The sequence below is a fragment of the Nitrosarchaeum sp. genome, from assembly GCF_025699065.1.
Lineage (GTDB): Archaea > Thermoproteota > Nitrososphaeria > Nitrososphaerales > Nitrosopumilaceae > Nitrosarchaeum.
In genome coordinates, this window is sequence record NZ_JAILWF010000001.1 from 255,524 (window position 1) to 274,823 (window position 19,300).

A 19,300-nucleotide genomic window follows, 5' to 3' on the forward strand; every position below is an offset into this window, starting at 1 on the left:
TATGCAAGTGGACATTAAAGAAACGGAAAAAATAACAACGATGTCACCATCAATGTTAGTATCTGCAACATATGACAACATAACTAGATCTGCAGTTTTGAAATTCTATGAACCAATATCACAAAAATTAATTTTATGGAATGACGAATCAGGACATAAACCATATTGTTATTCAAGATTAACTCCAGATGAGCTTGACTTTTTACAAGAGAGAGATGACATTTTAGAGATTAAAACAGAGAGAAGACATGATTTGATGAAAGACGAAGAAGTACTTCTTTCAAAAATAATAGTAGCTGATCCACTTACAATCGGAGGAACTGCAGGAGACAAAAGTATCAGAAACATAATTGAAACATGGGAGTCAGATATCAAATATTATGAAAACTATCTTTATGATAGATCATTAATTGTTGGAAAGTATTACGAAATAATCGATGGAAAAATAAAACCACATGATTTAGAAATATCAGACGAAGTCAAGCTCGCTCTGAAAAGTTTGTTGTGGGATAAAGTAGATAGTGAGAATATGGTTGACCCAAAAGAATTCAAGGAATTAATTTCGAATTGGGCTGATTTGTTGAATCAACCAATCCCTAGAATCAAAAGATTAAGTGTCGATATTGAAGTGGAGGCTGAAATCGGAAGAATTCCAGACCCAAAAATTGCAGAAAAAAAAGTCACCGCTGTTGGCCTAAAAGGAACAGATGGGTTTGATAAAATTTTTGTATTAAGAACTGAAGGAACTGAAGAAGGCGTAAACGAACTCGATAAAAATATCAAAATTGTATTTTATGAACCAGATAAAGAAAAAGAGATGATTTTAGACGCTTTTAAGATAATTGAAGAGTTTCCTTTTGTACTAACATACAACGGAGATGATTTTGATTTACCATATTTGTTTAACAGAGCAGAAAGACTTGGAATTAAAAAAGAAGATAATCCATTATACATGATGAAAGATTCTGCAACATTAAAACATGGAGTTCATCTTGATTTGTATAGAACTTTATCAAATAGATCGTTTCAGATTTACGCATTTAGTCAAAAGTACACAGATTTTTCATTAAACAGTGTAGCAAAAGCGCTATTAAACAAAGAAAAAATTGATTACGGATTAGATTTTGATCAACTCACACTATATCAAACTGCAAATTATTGTTACAATGATGCATTACTAACATATGAGCTGTCAAGTTTCAACAAAGATCTTTTGATGGACTTGCTTGTAATCATATCAAGAATTGGTAGGATGCCAATTGACGATATTGCACGAATGGGGGTATCACAATGGATTAGAAGTTTATTGTATTACGAACACAGACAAAGAAATGCGTTAATTCCAAAAAGAGAGGAATTAGAAAGAAGATCAGAAGGGGTAACATCTGATGCAGTAATCAAAGATAAAAAATATCGTGGAGGTCTAGTTATTGATCCAAAAGAAGGAATTCATTTTGATGTGGTGGTAATGGATTTTGCAAGTCTATATCCAAGCATAATCAAAGTGAGAAACATATCATATGAAACAGTAAGGTGTTCTCATAGTGAATGTAAAAAAAATACCATTCCTCAAACTAATCATTGGGCATGTACCAAAAGAAATGGGTTAACAGCAATAATCATTGGCTCATTGCGAGATTTAAGAGTAAATTACTATAAGAGCCTCTCAAAAAAAGAGACGCTAACTGATGAACAAAGACAGCAGTACACAGTAGTCAGTCAAGCACTCAAAGTCATTTTAAATGCAAGCTATGGTGTGATGGGTGCCGAGATATTTCCATTGTATTTTCTTCCTGCGGCAGAAGCAACAACGGCAATTGGAAGATTCACTATTTTAGAAACAATCAAAAAATGCGAAGAGATTGGAATCGATGTACTATACGGCGACACAGATTCATTATTTATCAAAAAACCTACAGATGAACAAGTTCATAAAGTAATAGAACAGGCAAAAAAAGATCACGGGGTTGATCTAGAAATAGACAAAGTGTATAGATACTGCGTCCTAAGCAACAGAAAGAAAAACTATCTTGGCGTAACTAAATCAGGAATAGTAGATGTAAAAGGTTTAACTGGAAAAAAATCTCACACACCGCCGTTTATCAGAAAATTATTTTATGAATTACTAGACGTATTGTCAACTGTACAAACAATAGAAGATTTTGAAAAAGCAAAATTAGCCATCACAGACAAGATTGCAACATGTGCAAAAAAAGTCGAGTCAAAGGAGATTCCACTCCAAGACTTGACATTTAATGTGATGATTAGCAAAGCACCATCTGAATATACTAAGACAGTTCCACAACACATACGGGCTGCCAAATTGCTTGAATCAATCAGAGAGGTAAAAAAAGGAGACAAAATATCATATGTTAAAATCATAAACAAACCAGGGGTCAAACCAGTAGAGCTGGCTAAAAAAGAAGAAATAGATTCAAAGAAATACATGGAATTTATGGAATCAACATTGGATCAAATTACATCTTCGATGGATTTGGATTTTTCAACTATGTTAGGAAAACCAAAGCAAACAGGATTAGATGAGTTTTTCTGGAATTAGTGAATAATAGTGGAAATTGACGGAACTTTACTTACAATATTGGGAATATCTGCAGGGATATTGATTTTAACTGGCTGGTTAGACCAAATCATCAAAGGTTATAAAACTAAGAGCCTCAAAGATGTTTCAAAATATTTGATGTTATTTATCTCAGGAGGCTCAATTTTGTGGCTAATTTACGGATTGATTGTTTCTGATGTATTTATCATTGGCACAAACATAACAGCAATTTTTCTTATGATGACAGTATTATTTATGAAAAAAAGATATGAAAAAGCTGCAAATACAAATCAATAAAATAACAAGTTTAAAAAAATTTAAAATATTAAACAGAATTCAAACTTTCTAAACCAGAAATTAGATCATTTGGTTCAATAGGTTTTCTCCAAATTTGTTTAACTCCCTTTTGAAAAAGATTTTTTTCTTCATCATTTGAAATTGATGAGGCAGTTAAAACGACCACTTTAATTTTATCCATAAGTTGATGCTTTATCATATCATTGATGACGTCATATCCAGAATAAACAGGCATAGCAAGATCAAGTAATAATACATCAAAACTTTTTTGTGTAATTAGTTCCAAACCGGTTTTTCCATTTTCAGCACAGACTGCATTATGATTTTTTGCGTTGATATATGCACAAAGCATGTCACGAATACTTTTGTTATCCTCTATTACAATAACATTCAATTTACATCATATGAAGTATTATGCTTTTTAAGTGTAAGTGAATAGTTTTTACTTAATAATTGGGAGACTAATAAAAAAGGTGGTCCCTACTTTTGGCGTACTTTCAATCCAAATTTTTCCTCCTAAATTATCAACGATTCCTTTACAGATAGACAATCCTAAGCCAGTACCACCGTGTTTTCGTGTAACAGATGTATCTGTTTGATAAAATTTGTGAAATAGATGTTTTTGCTCTTCTTTTGGAATTCCAATACCGTTATCTTTTACATAAAACAAAATAGAATTATTTTCCGTGGAAGCACCAATCTCAATTTTTCCACCTATATCAGGCACAAAATCTACTGAATTTTTAATTAGATTTGTGATAACTTGATTTAATCTGCCAAGATCACTTTTGAATATTAGATCATCAGAAGTAGCATTTGTAAATAAAATATTTTTGTCATGCATATAGATTTCATTTTGACGATAAATTTCATCCATAATTTTAGATAAATGAATTTCAGCAAATTTGAATTTCATAGTATGTAATTCAATTCTTTGAGAATCCAAAAGATCATCAATAATTGTTTCAAGACGTTCTGCATTAAAGTAAATTTGATTTAGAGATTCTTTTTGTTGTTCATTTAATTCTCCAAAATCTGGATCACGTATCATTTTTGCGTGGAATTTAATTGGAAATAATGGAGTTTTTAGCTCATGAGAAACCATTGATGCAAATTCATCTTTTTGTTTTTCAGTTTCTTTTAGCGTAACTAGCTGTTCTTGTAATAACGCATTATATTTTTGTTCTAGTTCTTTTATTTGATAAAATTCAGATTGATCAAGAATAATGCACAGATATCCATTTTGTTTATCAGAACTATCCTGAATACGCACGCTACTAAAAAGCACAGGAAACTCAGTCCCATCTTTTCTCTTTAACCAATTTTCTTGGTCGATAATCTTACCAATGTTTTCTAAATCATCAAAATATTTTTCAGCATCTTTTTGACCTTTATCTGAAACTATAGATAAAAAGGGATGACCAATAAGTTCTTCACTTCGATATTGAAACATATATTGAAATTTTTCATTATATGACTCTATTTTTTTATCATTATCAATAATGAATGTTGCGTACGGAGATACATTGTAGAAATTCTGGAATTTTTCTTTTGATTTTAAGAGTAGTTTTTGGGTTTGTTTTAAAATGTCATTTGACATTTTCATGTCATTATTGATATCCTGTAATTGGATAGTTTTGTGTTGTAGGAAGTTACTTAATCTTTCAGCCCGAATAAATAAAATTGGAAAAATTGCAGAAAGGAATATTCCAACGACAATTGCAATTATTTCAAAATATAAGAAAGATTGTGCAAGAGACGGATACCATAAAGCATATTCTAAACTGATTGGTCTGTGATCTATAAAGGCAAATAGAGTCGTATCTTTTTTGATATGAATTACATCATCAAGCTGTTCATAGGTAAATTCAACATCTTCTGTGTAAATCTCATTATCATTTCTTTCTAGCTGAAACGGGATAATTTTTTTGTCTTGGGCATATACAATCAATTTAAAATTTTTTTGATGTATTGTTTGTTCTATGTTTAGATATTCAAAAGGGATGTCAATTACAGCTGTAAGTTCATGATTTATTGGAAATTCCAACATATCAAGACTGCCGGAATTATTATCTTCCGAATAAGTTTGAAAAATATCTTCAACGTTTGAATTTTTAAAACTTTGAACAGGGTATGATTCGATTATTCGGCTATTATTCAGGATAAAAATATTTTTTATATCAGGAAAAGTTCTAAGAATACCAATCATAAATTGCTCATGATTGCTATCTGGATCATATTCTGAATCAAGATAAATACTACGTATAGATTCTCCTACTAAATGAATCCGTTGTTCTTGATTATCTAAATTATATCGAATTCTTTCTATTGTAAGTGCTTTATCATCTTCAACAAATTGATATTTTGTTTCTAAATATTGGATATAACTAAAAAGTATGATTGATAGAATGATAAGACCAATAGATATGAAAATTAAGTAGCGTATCCATATTTTTTCAATATTCATCTCTGTTATCAGGTAAATTTGCCTTATAATGCTGGGACAGTCAAATAAGTTAACATATTTGAAATAAATTATTGAGAAATTTACCCAAAATTCATTTTTTATTTACTATAAAATTCCAGATGGCCATATGAAAAATAACTGTATTCAACACACAAATTAGCCTCAAAATTACTTACAATAGATTATAAAATAACTATTATTACAATTTAGAGTGTTCATAATAAATTGTAAAAACTATGAAGAGATTTCAGGAGATAAAATACTGAAGTTTGTAAAAATTGCTGAAAAGATCTCAAAAAAATACAAGTTAAAAATTGTAATTGCACCCCCTCAACATCTAATTGGATTAGTATCAAATAGCAAAATTCCAATCATATCGCAACACGTTGATAATTCAAAAATTGGTAGCACCACAGGATATGTTATTCCAGAATTATTAAAAAAATCAAAAGTGAGAGGTTCTCTGATTAATCACAGTGAACATAGGATTTCTAGTGATGATGTTTCAAAACTTGTCTGGAAGCTACAGGAATTAAAAATGATGTCAGTAGTGTGTGTAAAAGATGTTGCAGAAGTAAAAAAATATTTAAAATTAAATCCAGATTATATTGCAATTGAGCCACCAGAATTAATCGGTTCAGGAAAAGCAGTATCAAATGAGAAACCAGAAATAATTGTTAAAGCTGCTAAAGCAGTAAAAAGTGCAAATAACAATACAAAGTTACTTTGTGGTGCAGGCATTGTATCAGGCAAAGATGTTTCAAAAGCATTAGAATTAGGTTCTGAAGGGATCTTGGTTGCAAGTGGGATAATTAAAGCAAAAAATTGGACAAAAATAATTGAAGAATTTTCAAACACAATGAAGAAACATAATGAATTAACGACTAATTAAATAATCACATAAACTGTATTTACAAATGATACTTTTTTCTAATTAGAGCTAAATGGTCCAATTTAATTTCTTCATCGATTTCAAACAATACTTTTCCATAACTTTGTATTTCATAAATTCGATAAAATTTTTTCCCATTTTTATCAAAATTTGTAGAGATCACTTTTTTGTCATTTGTAATAGAATATCTATTAAGAATCGTGCCTACAAGACTGCGTTTCTGTAGTAATTCATTAACAACGTAATCAGGGAGGTGATTTCTATCAAATTTTATTATTGCTCGGATTATTGGTAATTCATCTGCAGATACAACAATTTTTCTCTCAAATTTTGTACCAGGTTTGGGAGTATTTTGTTCAATTAAATCGATACAGATTTTACAATTTAGGTTCTCGCCAAGTACGGTAACAACTTGTCCTAATGGAGCATCAAGAATTTTTTTCAGGAAAGTATCATTTTTTTCAAATTTTGAGATAGACATCTTAATCTCGTGGGCAAAAATTCAACGTGTAGACAAAAAATATCACAATTTCTGGATCGACAGTAATTAACATAGTCATTATATTCATATTATATTAGATAAATATAAGGAATATATTGATATTTCTTTAGATTCATTAAGATATTAAGCATAATCTTAAATATTTATTCACAATATATGATACATGGAATTTGATGAGACAGATACAAAAATCATCAACAATCTACTTGTGGACGCAAGATTATCAGCAAGACAGCTTGCACATAAAATTGGATTATCAACTGTCACAGTACTTAGTAGAATTAAAAAACTAGAGCAAAAAAAGATAATCACAGGATACACTGCACGTTTAGATCATCAAATACTTGGATACGACCTTACAGCAATAATAGAAGTTAAAACAACAAAGGGGAAAATGTTAGAGATAGAAAATAAAATTGCAGAAAATGAAAATGTGTGTGCCGTGTATGATGTTACAGGTCCAGCAGATATTTTAGTCATAAGTAAATTCAAAAACAGGAATGATCTAAGTAAATTTGTAAAAAGTCTATCAACCATAGCAAATGTAGAAAATACAGAAACACATATTGTATTAAACAGTGTTAAAGAAGATTTTCGACTATCATAGGATGTAAATAATTTTAATTTAAAATCAAATTCTAAATAAATTTTAAGAATAGATTAAAAATATTTTAAATTCAAGAAATGTAATAAAAAAGCACGAGTGAATTAATTACCATACATCATGGAATACGGAATACATTAATCTTTACTGGGATAGTTAGTGTAATAGCTGCGCTAGTGTTATTTTTAAAATAACAACACAATCGGATGATAAATTTTATCTAATTTTAAAATGTAACCTCATCTTTCATCATTAATAATAAATTGTTTTGTAAATGATCACACCCCACTACAAAATTTAAATTATTTAATAATGAATCAATAACGCACATTTATTTTTTGCATATTGATAATAACAGTCAAATGCCATATCAAATTAATTACATTTTCTAAATTGATTCCAAACATCCTGATAAGTATATTACATTATAACATGTCACTTACGGTAAGTTCCTGTTAGAAACTCCTTACAAAAATGTTGTTATTCAAGAATAGAGTTTCAAATCTTCTATTGAAACTGGCTTTATGAATGTCTTGATAGATTCCAAACATATTATCAAGTAAATGCCAATACTTCGTTTTTATCCATTTTTTCTTTTAGCTTTTCTTTATCTCGTTCTTTTTTGTCTTTCATGTAAAATATTGGAATTATTGGAATTTATATTCATTGTATAAAATATGAATAAATATACAAAAATTATTGAAAAAAACAAACATTTTTTAAGAATTTTGAAAATAAATTATAACATTATGAATTAATAATTATAGCATGCGTGAGATTCTAAAATGTGAGCATACACCAGATTTAGAAAGTTATGAGTGTAATGACGGAATGCAAATTTGTGTTTCTTGTGGATGACGAAGGGAGTTATAGAAACGAACTCAAAAGCAGTTCTAGAAAAAATTGAACCATATACTAATTGCAATAATTGCCACATACCACTACCACATTGTCATTGCATGTATCCTTATTGTGGAAATTGTGATGAACACGAACATGCATTATTTGATACAGTTACAGGAGGTTAGAAGGTGAATATCCACTACACTAAAACAATTAAGTGTATTACATACGACAAAGCGATTTGGGAAGTTAATTTTGATGCTGAGATCATTCGTCCAAAATGTGGACAGCGTTCAAATCCAACCCCAGACACCAAAGATAAAATGCCATACTTGATTTATCATTAAAATTATTTAGTAAAACCTTGATCTCCAACTACATTAAGAGTAATTGTAGATTTTATGTTTGGAATTTTTCGTATTTTTTTACCAATGATATCTGAAATCTCGTTATAAGTAGGAGCTGCTAGTTTGCAAATTATTTCAAAAGAACCAATTAAATTGTCAGCTTCCAATATCTCAGGTATTTTTTCTAACTCCTGTAAAATGGATGATTCATTGGATCTGTTACAGTGTATAATTACAAAAGCTTGTGCCATGTATTTATCTAAAATCTCTTTTTCACTTTTTGTTATTTTTTTAAAACTAAATTTTTCATTTACCAACAATGTTAATGTAGAGGAAATTTTTTTGATTTTTCTAATTCCATTGGAAATATCATTTTGAATTTTTTGCTCGTTACTCGATTCAAGTTTTGTCAAAATATCATAAGAACCAAAAGTGCCATGTGCCTCTTTTACACTCTCAATATGATTCAAATAAGATAAAATAGAATCTTCAGTTCCAGATTCATTAGATAGCAAAACATATGCTTTAGACATACTCTAGTTTTGCCCCTCAATTCCCACAAGGGTAAGTGTTGATCGTATGTGTTCCATTTTTCTAATACTCCAAATAATCATTTCACGTAATTTTTCTTTTTCAGCATGTTCCATTTTTGCAAGAATATCATAAGCTCCAAAAGTACCTTGAACTTCTTTGACAGAATCTATATGCTTGAGATTTTCAATGACAAACTCCTCTTGCCCAAGATCACAATTAATCAAAACATAAGCCACTGCCATAACGGTATATCTAATCACGATTATTATTTAAGACAAAATATTACTTCATGAAAATTTGTATCAATTACAAGTAATTTTCAAACAAATTTAATTTAAAATTTATTTAAGATTACCTTTCATAAATTCGGCGCCAGCTTTTTGAATCTCCTCAATGGACATTTCTTTTTTTCTGGTAGCAACAGTCCATCTATGACCAAATGGATCTACCAGCATCCCAATTCTGTCTCCCCAAAATCCATCCATAAGAGGCAACATAGATTGGGCACCCACTGAAACAGCTTTACTAAAAACAGAATCAGCATCATCCACATACAGGTAAATTGCTCCACTAGGACCGCCTGTAGATTTGGGGGATAGACATCCCATTTCAGGCATTTCGTCACAAAGCATAATGGCGGAATCACCAATTCTTATTTCAGCATGCATTATGGATTTGCCATCAGGGCCTGGAAATCTATAAACCTCTTTGGCATCAAATGCTTTTTTGTAAAATTCTATTGCGTCAGATGCTCCACGAATAGTCAAAGTAGGGGTAACAGAATGATATCCATCCGGAATTGGTTTTACCATGAAAGATAATGGAACTGAATCAATTTATCTTTTTATCGATCAGATATTTTTTTAGAGAAAAAATATTTTTCAGATATTGTAAATATGGTGTAATTTGTTTGATGTGCCATATAGAAATCAAAGTAAATAACTTGTCAGTCATGGCAGCAAAGAAAAAAGCAGCAGCAAAAAAATCAGCAACAAAGAAAAAGTAACAGTATAAGATATTTTTTATCTTACATTTTTTTTATTATAATCCCATAATCTAAAAAACGATCTAAGGCTTGTGTTTCGAAGAGGCATAGTTTAGAAAATCTGCTAAGGCAATGCTTTAAAAACCCCTGATTTTGATTTGATAATCTAGATAAAATGAAACAAGTTTACTTTTATGATGAAGGAGACGGGAAAAATAAGAAGCTTCTAGGTGGAAAAGGAGCTGGTCTGTGTGAAATGACCCAACTCAAGTTACCAGTACCACCAGGATTTACGATTACTACTCAAGTCTGTAATGAGTATTACCAAAATGGAAAAAAATTGCCAAAAACATTGATGGCAGAAGTAAAAAAGAACATTACAAAAATTGAAAAAAGAACTGGAAAAAAATGGAATTCTAAAGAAAACCCATTATTAGTTTCAGTAAGATCAGGTGCTGCAATATCCATGCCAGGAATGATGGATACTATTTTAAATTTAGGATTAAATGATGAGACAGTTGAGGGATTAGCAAAGAAGAGCAACAACCCAAGATTTGCGTGGGATTCTTACAGAAGATTTGTTCAGCTGTTTGGCAAAGTGGTATTTGGTGTCGATGATAAAAAATTTGATGTAGTTTTAGAAAATGCAAAATTAAATCAAGCAGTACAAGCAGATAGTGCATTAAATGAAAAATCGTTGAAATTAGTAGTTACCGAGTACAAAAAGATTTGTGAAAAACATACAGGTATTTCATTTCCCTCTGATCCTTCTGAGCAATTGGAATTAGCAATCAAAGCAGTGTTTGGAAGTTGGATGGGAGAACGAGCAATTGTTTACAGAGAAAGAAATAACATTACAAAAGATATTGCAAATGGAACTGCGGTAAATGTAGTTTCAATGGCATTTGGAAATATGGGCAATGATAGTGCTACAGGAGTTGTTTTTACAAGAAACCCAGGAGATGGAACTAGACATCTTTTTGGTGAATATTTAGTGAATGCTCAAGGAGAAGATGTTGTCGCAGGGGTCAGAACTGGGAAACCAGTAGATGAAATGAAAATCGAGATGCCAGCATCATACAAGCAGTTAGAACAGACATGTGAAAAATTAGAAAGACATTACAAAGAACCACAAGACATAGAGTTTACAATTGAACGCGGTGTGTTTTATTTATTACAAACAAGAAATGCAAAGATGAATGCAGTTGGAATGGTAAAGACTTCAGTAGATATGGTTAATGAAAAATTAATTGATAAAAATAGAGCACTTACCAGATTACACGCTGAACAATTAGAACAACTGCTCCATAGAACAATTGATTCAAAATCTATTAAAAATTACACATTATTGGTAAAAGGAATAGCGGCATCACCAGGAGCGGCTAGTGGGATAGCAGTACTAGATGTAAAAAGGGCAACAGCGATGGGCGAAAATGGAGCCAAAGTAATTCTAGTCAGAGAAGAAACAAAGCCAGAAGACGTTCCAGCATTTTTTGAATCAGTAGGAATTCTTACAAGTAGAGGTGGAAAAACATCCCATGCCGCAGTAGTAGCAAGAGGCATGGGCAAACCATGTATTGTAGGTTGCTCAGATTTGAGAATTGATTACGATAATAAACAATTCAGTGTAGATGATAAAATAGTTCACGAAGGAGATGCAATTACGATTGACGGTAGCACTGGTTCAGTTTATTTAGGAGAAATTCCAACAACAGAACCAAAAATTACAGAAGATTTTAAAACAATACTAGAATGGGCCCAAAAAGTAAAACAAATAGGTATTAGAGCAAATGCAGACACTCCAGAAGGAGCTAAATTAGCAAGAGAGTTTGGAGGTCAAGGTATCGGCCTATGCAGAACAGAAAGAATGTTCAACGGAAGTGACAGAATTGGATTATTTGTAGATATGATCATGGCAGAAAACATTGAAGAAAGAAAAAAAGTTTTGACCAAATTGGGAGAATTACAAAAAAGTGATTTCATTGAAATACTAAAAGCGATGGAAGGATATGCAGTTACAATTAGATTATTGGATCCGCCATTGCATGAATTTTTACCAAATCCAGAAGAGTTGAATCAAAAAATCCACAAGCTAGAACAGAAAAATGAAACAGTAGAATTAGAGAAAACAAAAACCCTACTAAAAAGAGCAAAAGAACTTGCGGAAATTAATCCAATGATGGGCCATAGAGGAGTAAGAGTGGGAATTACATACCCAGAAATTTATGAGATGCAAATTAGAGCAGTGTTTGAAGCAGCAGCAGAATTAGCAAAGAATAAAGTGGACGCCCATCCACAAATCATGATTCCACAGATTAGCAGTATTGCAGAATTAAATCATATTAAAAAAATCTACGACAATATCAAAAAGGAAATGGAAACAAAATATAATATGAAATTAAAGATTAACTTTGGAACAATGATTGAAGTTGTCAGAGCAGCTTTGACTGCAAATGAACTTGCCAGTACTGCAGAATTCTTTAGTTTTGGCACAAATGATCTTACACAAGGAACATTTAGCTTTAGTCGGGAAGATGTCGAAGGAAAATTCTTACCAGAATATATGGATAAAGAGATCCTAGAGAGAAATCCATTCCAATCAATTGATGTAAACGGAGTTGGAAGTTTAATGAAAATAGGCATTTCAGCTGGCAGAAGCATCAAACCAGACATGGAGATAGGAATTTGCGGAGAACATGGTGGAGACCCAAATTCAATTAAATTCTGCCACAATGCAAAGCTGAGCTATGTCAGTGCATCACCACATAGAATTCCAATTGCAATAATAGCAGCTGCCCAGGCAGCAATTGAACAACCAAAGAAAGCAGCTAAAAAACCAGTAAAGAAAGCAGCTAAAAAACCAGTAAAGAAAGCAGCTAAAAAACCAGTAAAGAAAGCAGTAAGAAAAAACAAATCTAAAAGAAGATAATTGCATAAAACACATTTTAAAACTAGTTAACCATAGTACAATACGAATTGCTACCAAGAATTGATTCAATTAAACAAATGAGATTAAAAATAGGGATTACACAAAAACAACTTGCAACAATGGTTGGAGTAAGTACATCAATGATTAATCAAATAGAATCAGGTAGAAGTCAGCCAAGTTATGACACTGCAAAAAAAGTTTTTGACAGTCTTGCAAATTTAGAAGGAAAATCATCATCTCATAAAGCGGGAGACTTTTGTAGTAAAGATGTTGTAAAATTGAAACCAACCAATACTTTACATGATGCAATTAAAAAAATGCATGAATCATCCATCAGTCAGATTCCTATTTTCAATGGAACTGAACTTGTTGGTGTAATATCAGAAGATGGAATTGTCAAACATCTTGCAGATGTAGGGGAATCTGAACTAAAAAATGCAAAACTAGCGGATACGATGGAGCCGGTTCCACCAATTGTAGATTATGATACACCAGCAAACATTCTAGTTCCATTAATCAGATATTCAAAGTGTATTCTAGTATCAAAAAAATCAAAGATAATTGGGATAATTACTGCATCAGATACGTTAAAGATGATGGAATAAATCTAAATTTCAAAAATTTTCTAAAAAATCACTATTAAAACAATTAGTATCAATCATCAGTAGGAATTCTCAGCAGACTAGATATTCTAAAAACATAGTTGTAAAATCAATGCTTAGAAAAACACTGTTCGTAATGCTTTTGAGCATAATGATTACAGTCTCGATTTCATCGAGCCAATCCTATGCTGAAACAGACACAAAGTTCACAAAAATACAAGGAAATGACTTAGAAAACAACCCAATTACAAAAAACATCCTAAAGAATATTGAAATTGCAAGAAAACAATTTGCAGCCATAAAAGAAAAAGAACAGAAAGAGGATGAATATCAAAAACACATCAAAGAGCAAAGAATAGCCGCTCAAACCAGTTTAAACCAAGCTGTGGATAGAATGAATGAAACATATGAAGAGTTTACACCAAGAAACGCTTTTGCAAAATATGTATCAGGATTTAATGCCACTTATCAAGGAATTTACTGGGACCAATTTGATTATCTCAATGCCAAAATAACTCTTGCAAAAGATGCCAGAGATACAGTTCTTAAAAATGGCGGTACGTATTTTGATGCAATGAAAGAATATTCAAGATATGCAAAGATGACCAAAATAGAAATGTTAAATGTCATAAAAGATTTGAATATCAAACATAACTTCACAGACAAAAAAACACAGTCATATTTTGATGTAAATGGAAAACTATCAAGAGTAGAAAATGATCTAAATGCACCTTGTTATAATTGTGAAGCAATCATCACAAAAGTAAAGGTGACTGCAACTGAGACATCACCAATAACTGCTGAAAAATTAAAGCCAATTTCACAGTCAGACCAAATTGTGAATCTAAAAAATAAGCTTTCCGAGATTCAAAAAGACTTTGTAAGTTCAAAGAACATTATTGAACAAAAAAAGATGATACACGACATGAATAACATCTTAAAACAAATTCAAGAATCAGATAATTCTTGATAAATTTATTTTTTATTTTTATTATTTATTTAAAAATTAAAATTAATTTGGATGAGAACATAGTTCGGCAAGAACGCCATTAAGTGATTTTGGATGAATGAATGTGACTTTAGTTCCAGCAGAACCAGGTCGAATTTTTCCTAGAAATTGAATTCCACATCCTTCCATTCTTGAAACTTCACCTTCAATATTATCAGTCTCTAAAGCCATATGATGAAGGCCGGGTCCTTTTTTATCAAGGAATTTCTTAATTGGACTAGCATCGTTAGTCGGTTGCATCAATTCGATTCGTCCATTCTCAAGATGAATTATTGCAATCTTAACACCTTCAGTTTCTACCGTCTCAAATTCAACTTCATGTACTCCCAATGCTTCTTTGTATATTTTAGCAGATTCTTCTACATCATTTACTGCAATTGCAATATGATCAATTTTCATCTAAAACATATCTACAATTCAGAGTATTTAGATTTATTTGAGATTTAAAATGCAAAATTGATTCATTTTGTAAAGACCCACTTTTTCTTCTTAAACCAAATCAGCATTATAAGAACGGTAACTCCCATACCTGCAATCATTACAAAGTAGCTTCCATACCATTGTAATTCAGGAATATATTCAAAGTTAGTTCCATAGATACTTGCAATAAAAGTGATTGGAATGAAAATACTTGCAATCACAGTTAGTGTTTTCATAACTTCATTCATCTTATTGCTCACACTAGAAAGATATGTATCCAAAAGACTACCCACTACATCTCTTAATCCTTCAGTAGTATCAATCACTTGAACAGCATGATTGTAAACATCACGCAAGTATGTTTTAGTTTCATCGTAAATAAGAGAAGTGGAACTACGTTGTAGATTATCCAAAACCTCTCTAGCAGGCCAAACAGACTTTCTCAATAAGATCATCTGACGTTTCAGAAATTGTAGCGTATGTAATGTGTTTGTACTTGGATTAGTCATAAGCTCATCTTCTAAATTTTCTGAAATATCACTTATTTTCTCTAAAACTAAAAAATAACTATCAATAATTGCATCAAGCAACACATAACCAAGATAGTCAGTTTGTAGTGTTCTGATTTTACCAATATTTTCTCGTAATCTTTTACGAATTTGATCAAAAAAATCTGCTTCAATTTCTTGAAATGTTAATAGATGATATTTTGATATTACAAATGAAATTTGTTCTAGGTCAATCTTCCCACTTTGTTCGTTAAAATGAGGCATTTTTAGCATCAAAAAAATATAGTTTTCATGAATATCAATTGACGGTCTAAGTTCAGTATTCATGATATTTGATTGATGTAAAGAATGTACACCAAATGCATTACCAAATTGTTCAATTATTTTAGGATCATGTATTCCAATTATATTTATCCAAGTTACATTTTGTTTATTTTTAGATTCTAGACAGGCTTCAATGGTGGCATTTTGTATTTCTAGCACATTTTTTTCATCGTATTCAAAAAGATCAATTCGTATGTTTTCTACCTTTTTTTCTCCAATGTGAATTAATGCACCTGGACGAAAACCGATTGTATCAGTCATGGTAATTCGATTTAATTTTTTCTTAGTTAGAAATTTAGAAAGATAAGAGAAATTATTAACTCCAAAATCACCGGTTATTTTTGAGACATTGGATGTTTTAGCTGCAACTCCAACTATGATAAATCCAGTTAAAAGAGAAAACAAAACACTGAAATAAAATGGGATGAAGTTGCCATCAAGTGCAGATTCGTAAATTGCCTGAACATCTGCAGCTGAGTTAGAAGGTACAAAAATACCAATAGCAGAATCCATCAAAAAAAACATGAAAGATATTATTGAACCAATAACAATAATTGTAAGAATTGAAATTTTTGGTGGGATATCTATATTTTTTTCATTTTTGTAAACTGAAAAATAATTTTTATGTTTTACAATAATCAGAGAGATCAGAGTAATAATTATGGTAGATATTATCCACCATGCAATCAACAAAATTCCTTCAGAATCAGCCTTTTTGATTCCTAAAAATAGATCCGAAATATTCCCAGACAGTGGAATTGATAAAAGATATGTTGCAGAAGCTACAACTATTTGATAAACAACTGCAAATAAAAAACCCACAGACAGCCTGTTAATTACTAGACCGAATGTATTGTTCATGTCATCACAATATTAGATTAAAATTGTGACAAAATAAGGATATATCAGGCAAAATCAATTTGTTTATCAAAATACTTCTTTTGGACGATATTCGCCAAATACTTCTCTAAACGTATTACTGATTTCTCCGGTTGTAGCAAATGCTCTTGCAGAGGCAATAATGTATGGCATTAGATTTTCATCAGAATCAGCTGCACTCTTCATTGCAGATAATGCTTTTTCGAGTTTCTTGTTGTCCCTAGTTGCTCTAAGTTCTTTGAGTGCTTTCTTTTGTTGGATTTCAATTCTATCATCAATTCTTAGTAATTCAGGAGGTTTTTCTTCTATCTCAGAGTATTTGTTTACTCCTACGATTACTCGGTCTCCAGTATCTGCTTCTTTTTTAAGACGATATGCATTTTGTCTGATTTCTGACTGGAAGAAGCCTTTTTCGATTGCCTTAATAGAACCGCCCATTTTTTCAATTTGTTTCAGATACTTCCAAACATTTTCTTCTATCTGGTCACATAATTCCTCAAGGTAATACGAGCCTGCCATGGGGTCAACAGTCTTAGTCACTCCACTTTCATGTGCAACAATTTGTTGCGTTCTAAGAGCAATCTTTGCGGATTCTTGTGTAGGTAATGCTAGTGCCTCATCTCTAGAATTAGTATGAAGTGATTGCGTGCCACCAATTACGGCAGCCATTGTCTGTATGGCAACACGTACAATGTTATTGTCAGGTTGTTGAGCAGTTAATGATTCTCCACTTGTCTGAGTATGGAATTTTAGTTGTAATGAACGAGGATCTTTTGCATGGAATTTTTCTTTGAGAATTTTTGCATATACTTTTCTTGCAACTCTAAACTTTGCAATCTCTTCAAAGAACTCAATTGTACAACAAAAGAAAAATGATAGTCTTGGAGCAAAGTCATCAATTTTTAATCCTCTATCAATGCATGTTTGGATATATGCAATAGCATTTGCAATTGTGAATGCAATTTCCTGAGTAGCTGTGCATCCAGCTTCTCTCATGTGATATCCAGAAATTGAAACAGGATACCATTGTGGAACTTTTTCAGCACAGTAACCAATCATATCACCAATTAGTCTCATCGACGGTTTAGGTGGATAGATGTATGTGTTTCTTGCAATGTATTCTTTCAAAATATCATTTTGTGTTGTACCTCTTAGCTCATTACTTTTGAATCCTTGTGATTCACCTACAACGATATAGTATGCAAGTAAAGTTGATGCAGTAGAATTAATTGTCATAGAAGAACTAACTTTACCCAAAGGAATTCCATCAAATGCAATCATCATATCTTTAAGTGAAGCAATAGAAACGCCAACCTTTCCTACTTCACCTTCAGCAGGAGCAGAATCTGGATCATGTCCTATTTGAGTCGGAAGATCAAAAGCCATACTGAGTCCAGTTTGTCCTTTTTCAAGCATGAACTTGAATCGTTCGTTAGTTAATTTTGCATCTCCAAAACCAGAATACTGCCTCATCGTCCAAAATCGTTCACGGAACATTTCGGTATGAATTCCACGAGTGTATGGATATACTCCAGAGTCTTCTTTAACATATTTTTTAGAGGATCTTTGATAGATTCGTTTTACTGGAAAATTAGAATCAGTAACAAAATTCTTTGGTGTCTTTTTACTAGTTTGTTTTTTTATCATCTTTTTCACTTTACCAATGATTTTGTAATTTTATCAGCAGCTTCAAAAGGATCCATCTTTTTTGATTGTATTTTTTTAAGATACTTTGAGAATGTTTTATCAGAACTTAACATCACTTCGATCTTTTCACTCATATTATTTAAAATAATATCTTTTAATTCGGTTTCTAGTCTAAGCATATCTTTATCATGTTTATTTTTATTTTTTGCATTCATCATTTCTTTTAGAGTCTTAGCAAATTCAGATATTCCAGAGTTTTTTTTGACCGATGTCTTCAAAAATACAGGATTCAAATTGGTAGAGCCGATATACTCACGAATTGCATCAAAGAGTTGATTGGCGCCATCAAGGTCACTCTTGTTAACAATATAGACATCTCCGATTTCAGTCAGACCAGCTTTTATCGTTTGAATGCTATCACCGGTATTTGGATTAAAGACAACAACTGTGATATCTGCAATGTTTGAAATTTCGACTTCAGTTTGGCCTGCTCCAACACTTTCAATTATTATTGGATTAAATCCGGCATATTCTAAAATTCTAATACTATTTCTAAGTGATCTTGAAACTGCGCCAGTTGCACCTCTTGAAGCAATACTACGGATATAAGTTCCAGAGTCAGTAGATTCAGTCATTCTAACTCTATCTCCAAGTATTGCACCACCAGTCACATGACTTGTAGGGTCTATTGCAAGAACTGCAGGTTTTGTTTTTAGTTTCTTTAACGCAACAGATGTTTTGTTAATTAGTGAACTTTTTCCAGCACCGGCAGGTCCTGTAATACCAATTATAGATGCATTACCAGTATCTTTGTATATTTTTTTAAGTAATTTTTTTGCCTCTGAGGGATTATTTTCAACTATACTAATGGCTTTAGCAATTGCGCCTCTCTTACCTTTTTTTAAATCAGAAATATCCAATATAAGATAATTTTTGTTAGCTGCAATAAA

General features: G+C 31.5%; 18 protein-coding genes. 8 read left to right on the top strand and 10 right to left on the bottom strand.

Going from position 1 to position 19,300, the window contains the following annotated elements; translation table 11 throughout:
* Position 1 precedes the first annotated feature (1 nt).
* Together K5782_RS01610 and K5782_RS01615 are read left to right on the top strand one after the other, a co-directional pair.
* Positions 2-2,560: a DNA-directed DNA polymerase I gene (locus K5782_RS01610; RefSeq protein ID WP_297463477.1), complete on the top strand. Its 2,559-nt coding sequence runs from the start codon at positions 2-4 to the stop codon at positions 2,558-2,560.
* Positions 2,561-2,569: 9 nt separating this feature from the next.
* Positions 2,570-2,857 carry a SemiSWEET family transporter gene (locus K5782_RS01615; RefSeq protein WP_297463478.1) on the top strand — a complete coding sequence of 96 codons (288 nt, stop codon included), beginning with the start codon at positions 2,570-2,572 and terminating at the stop codon, positions 2,855-2,857.
* Positions 2,858-2,885: 28 nt separating this feature from the next.
* On the opposite strand, the gene K5782_RS01620 is transcribed toward K5782_RS01615, so the two are convergent.
* Positions 2,886-3,251, bottom strand: a complete 366-nt coding sequence (locus tag K5782_RS01620) for a response regulator (RefSeq protein WP_297463479.1) — start codon at positions 3,249-3,251, stop codon at positions 2,886-2,888.
* Positions 3,252-3,299: 48 nt separating this feature from the next.
* Positions 3,300-5,324: a PAS domain-containing sensor histidine kinase gene (locus tag K5782_RS01625; RefSeq protein WP_297463480.1), complete on the bottom strand. Its 2,025-nt coding sequence runs from the start codon at positions 5,322-5,324 to the stop codon at positions 3,300-3,302.
* 211 nt (positions 5,325-5,535) lie between these two features.
* Here K5782_RS01625 and tpiA point away from each other — a divergent pair, with 211 nt between their 5' ends.
* Positions 5,536-6,216, top strand: coding sequence for a triose-phosphate isomerase (gene tpiA / locus K5782_RS01630; RefSeq protein WP_297463482.1), 681 nt, complete (start codon positions 5,536-5,538; stop codon positions 6,214-6,216).
* A gap of 19 nt (positions 6,217-6,235) precedes the next feature.
* On the opposite strand, the gene K5782_RS01635 is transcribed toward tpiA, so the two are convergent.
* Positions 6,236-6,697, bottom strand: coding sequence for a hypothetical protein (locus K5782_RS01635; protein WP_297463483.1), 462 nt, complete (start codon positions 6,695-6,697; stop codon positions 6,236-6,238).
* A 184-nt stretch (positions 6,698-6,881) separates the two neighbouring features.
* Here K5782_RS01635 and K5782_RS01640 point away from each other — a divergent pair, with 184 nt between their 5' ends.
* Entirely contained in the window at positions 6,882-7,325 is a 444-nt protein-coding gene (locus K5782_RS01640) for an Lrp/AsnC family transcriptional regulator (RefSeq protein ID WP_297463484.1), read from the top strand.
* A 1,028-nt stretch (positions 7,326-8,353) separates the two neighbouring features.
* Positions 8,354-8,512, top strand: coding sequence for a hypothetical protein (locus K5782_RS01645; protein ID WP_297463485.1), 159 nt, complete (start codon positions 8,354-8,356; stop codon positions 8,510-8,512).
* A gap of 2 nt (positions 8,513-8,514) precedes the next feature.
* Here K5782_RS01645 and K5782_RS01650 read toward each other — a convergent pair whose 3' ends face one another.
* From K5782_RS01650 to K5782_RS01660, 3 genes are all read right to left on the bottom strand, one after another.
* A complete protein-coding gene (locus tag K5782_RS01650) occupies positions 8,515-9,045 on the bottom strand; it encodes an Lrp/AsnC ligand binding domain-containing protein (protein ID WP_297463486.1) in 531 nt (176 codons plus the stop codon).
* A 3-nt stretch (positions 9,046-9,048) separates the two neighbouring features.
* Positions 9,049-9,288, bottom strand: coding sequence for an Lrp/AsnC ligand binding domain-containing protein (locus tag K5782_RS01655; protein WP_297463487.1), 240 nt, complete (start codon positions 9,286-9,288; stop codon positions 9,049-9,051).
* A gap of 99 nt (positions 9,289-9,387) precedes the next feature.
* On the bottom strand, positions 9,388-9,858 hold the full coding sequence (locus K5782_RS01660; RefSeq protein ID WP_297463488.1) for a VOC family protein: 471 nt from the start codon (positions 9,856-9,858) through the stop codon (positions 9,388-9,390).
* A gap of 348 nt (positions 9,859-10,206) precedes the next feature.
* On the opposite strand from K5782_RS01660, the gene ppdK reads away from it, so the two are divergent.
* The 3 genes from ppdK (at position 10,207) to K5782_RS01675 (ending at position 14,532) form a co-directional block, all read left to right on the top strand.
* Positions 10,207-12,960 (top strand): pyruvate, phosphate dikinase, encoded by a 2,754-nt coding sequence (gene ppdK / locus K5782_RS01665; RefSeq protein ID WP_297463489.1) that lies wholly within the window; start codon positions 10,207-10,209, stop codon positions 12,958-12,960.
* Between the two features lie 47 nt (positions 12,961-13,007).
* Positions 13,008-13,565 (top strand): CBS domain-containing protein, encoded by a 558-nt coding sequence (locus tag K5782_RS01670; protein WP_179365003.1) that lies wholly within the window; start codon positions 13,008-13,010, stop codon positions 13,563-13,565.
* 148 nt (positions 13,566-13,713) lie between these two features.
* Positions 13,714-14,532 carry a hypothetical protein gene (locus K5782_RS01675; protein ID WP_297463491.1) on the top strand — a complete coding sequence of 273 codons (819 nt, stop codon included), beginning with the start codon at positions 13,714-13,716 and terminating at the stop codon, positions 14,530-14,532.
* A gap of 42 nt (positions 14,533-14,574) precedes the next feature.
* On the opposite strand, the gene mce is transcribed toward K5782_RS01675, so the two are convergent.
* From mce to meaB, 4 genes are all read right to left on the bottom strand, one after another.
* The gene (mce, locus tag K5782_RS01680) at positions 14,575-14,970 is read right to left on the bottom strand and encodes a methylmalonyl-CoA epimerase (RefSeq protein WP_297463492.1); all 396 of its coding nucleotides are present in this window, start codon (positions 14,968-14,970) and stop codon (positions 14,575-14,577) included.
* A 62-nt stretch (positions 14,971-15,032) separates the two neighbouring features.
* Positions 15,033-16,685, bottom strand: coding sequence for a magnesium/cobalt transporter CorA (gene corA / locus K5782_RS01685; RefSeq protein WP_297463493.1), 1,653 nt, complete (start codon positions 16,683-16,685; stop codon positions 15,033-15,035).
* A gap of 66 nt (positions 16,686-16,751) precedes the next feature.
* Positions 16,752-18,350, bottom strand: coding sequence for a methylmalonyl-CoA mutase family protein (locus K5782_RS01690; protein ID WP_297463494.1), 1,599 nt, complete (start codon positions 18,348-18,350; stop codon positions 16,752-16,754).
* Between the two features lie 5 nt (positions 18,351-18,355).
* Positions 18,356-19,273 carry a methylmalonyl Co-A mutase-associated GTPase MeaB gene (meaB, locus tag K5782_RS01695; protein WP_297463682.1) on the bottom strand — a complete coding sequence of 306 codons (918 nt, stop codon included), beginning with the start codon at positions 19,271-19,273 and terminating at the stop codon, positions 18,356-18,358.
* Between the last annotated feature and the right edge of the window lie 27 nt (positions 19,274-19,300).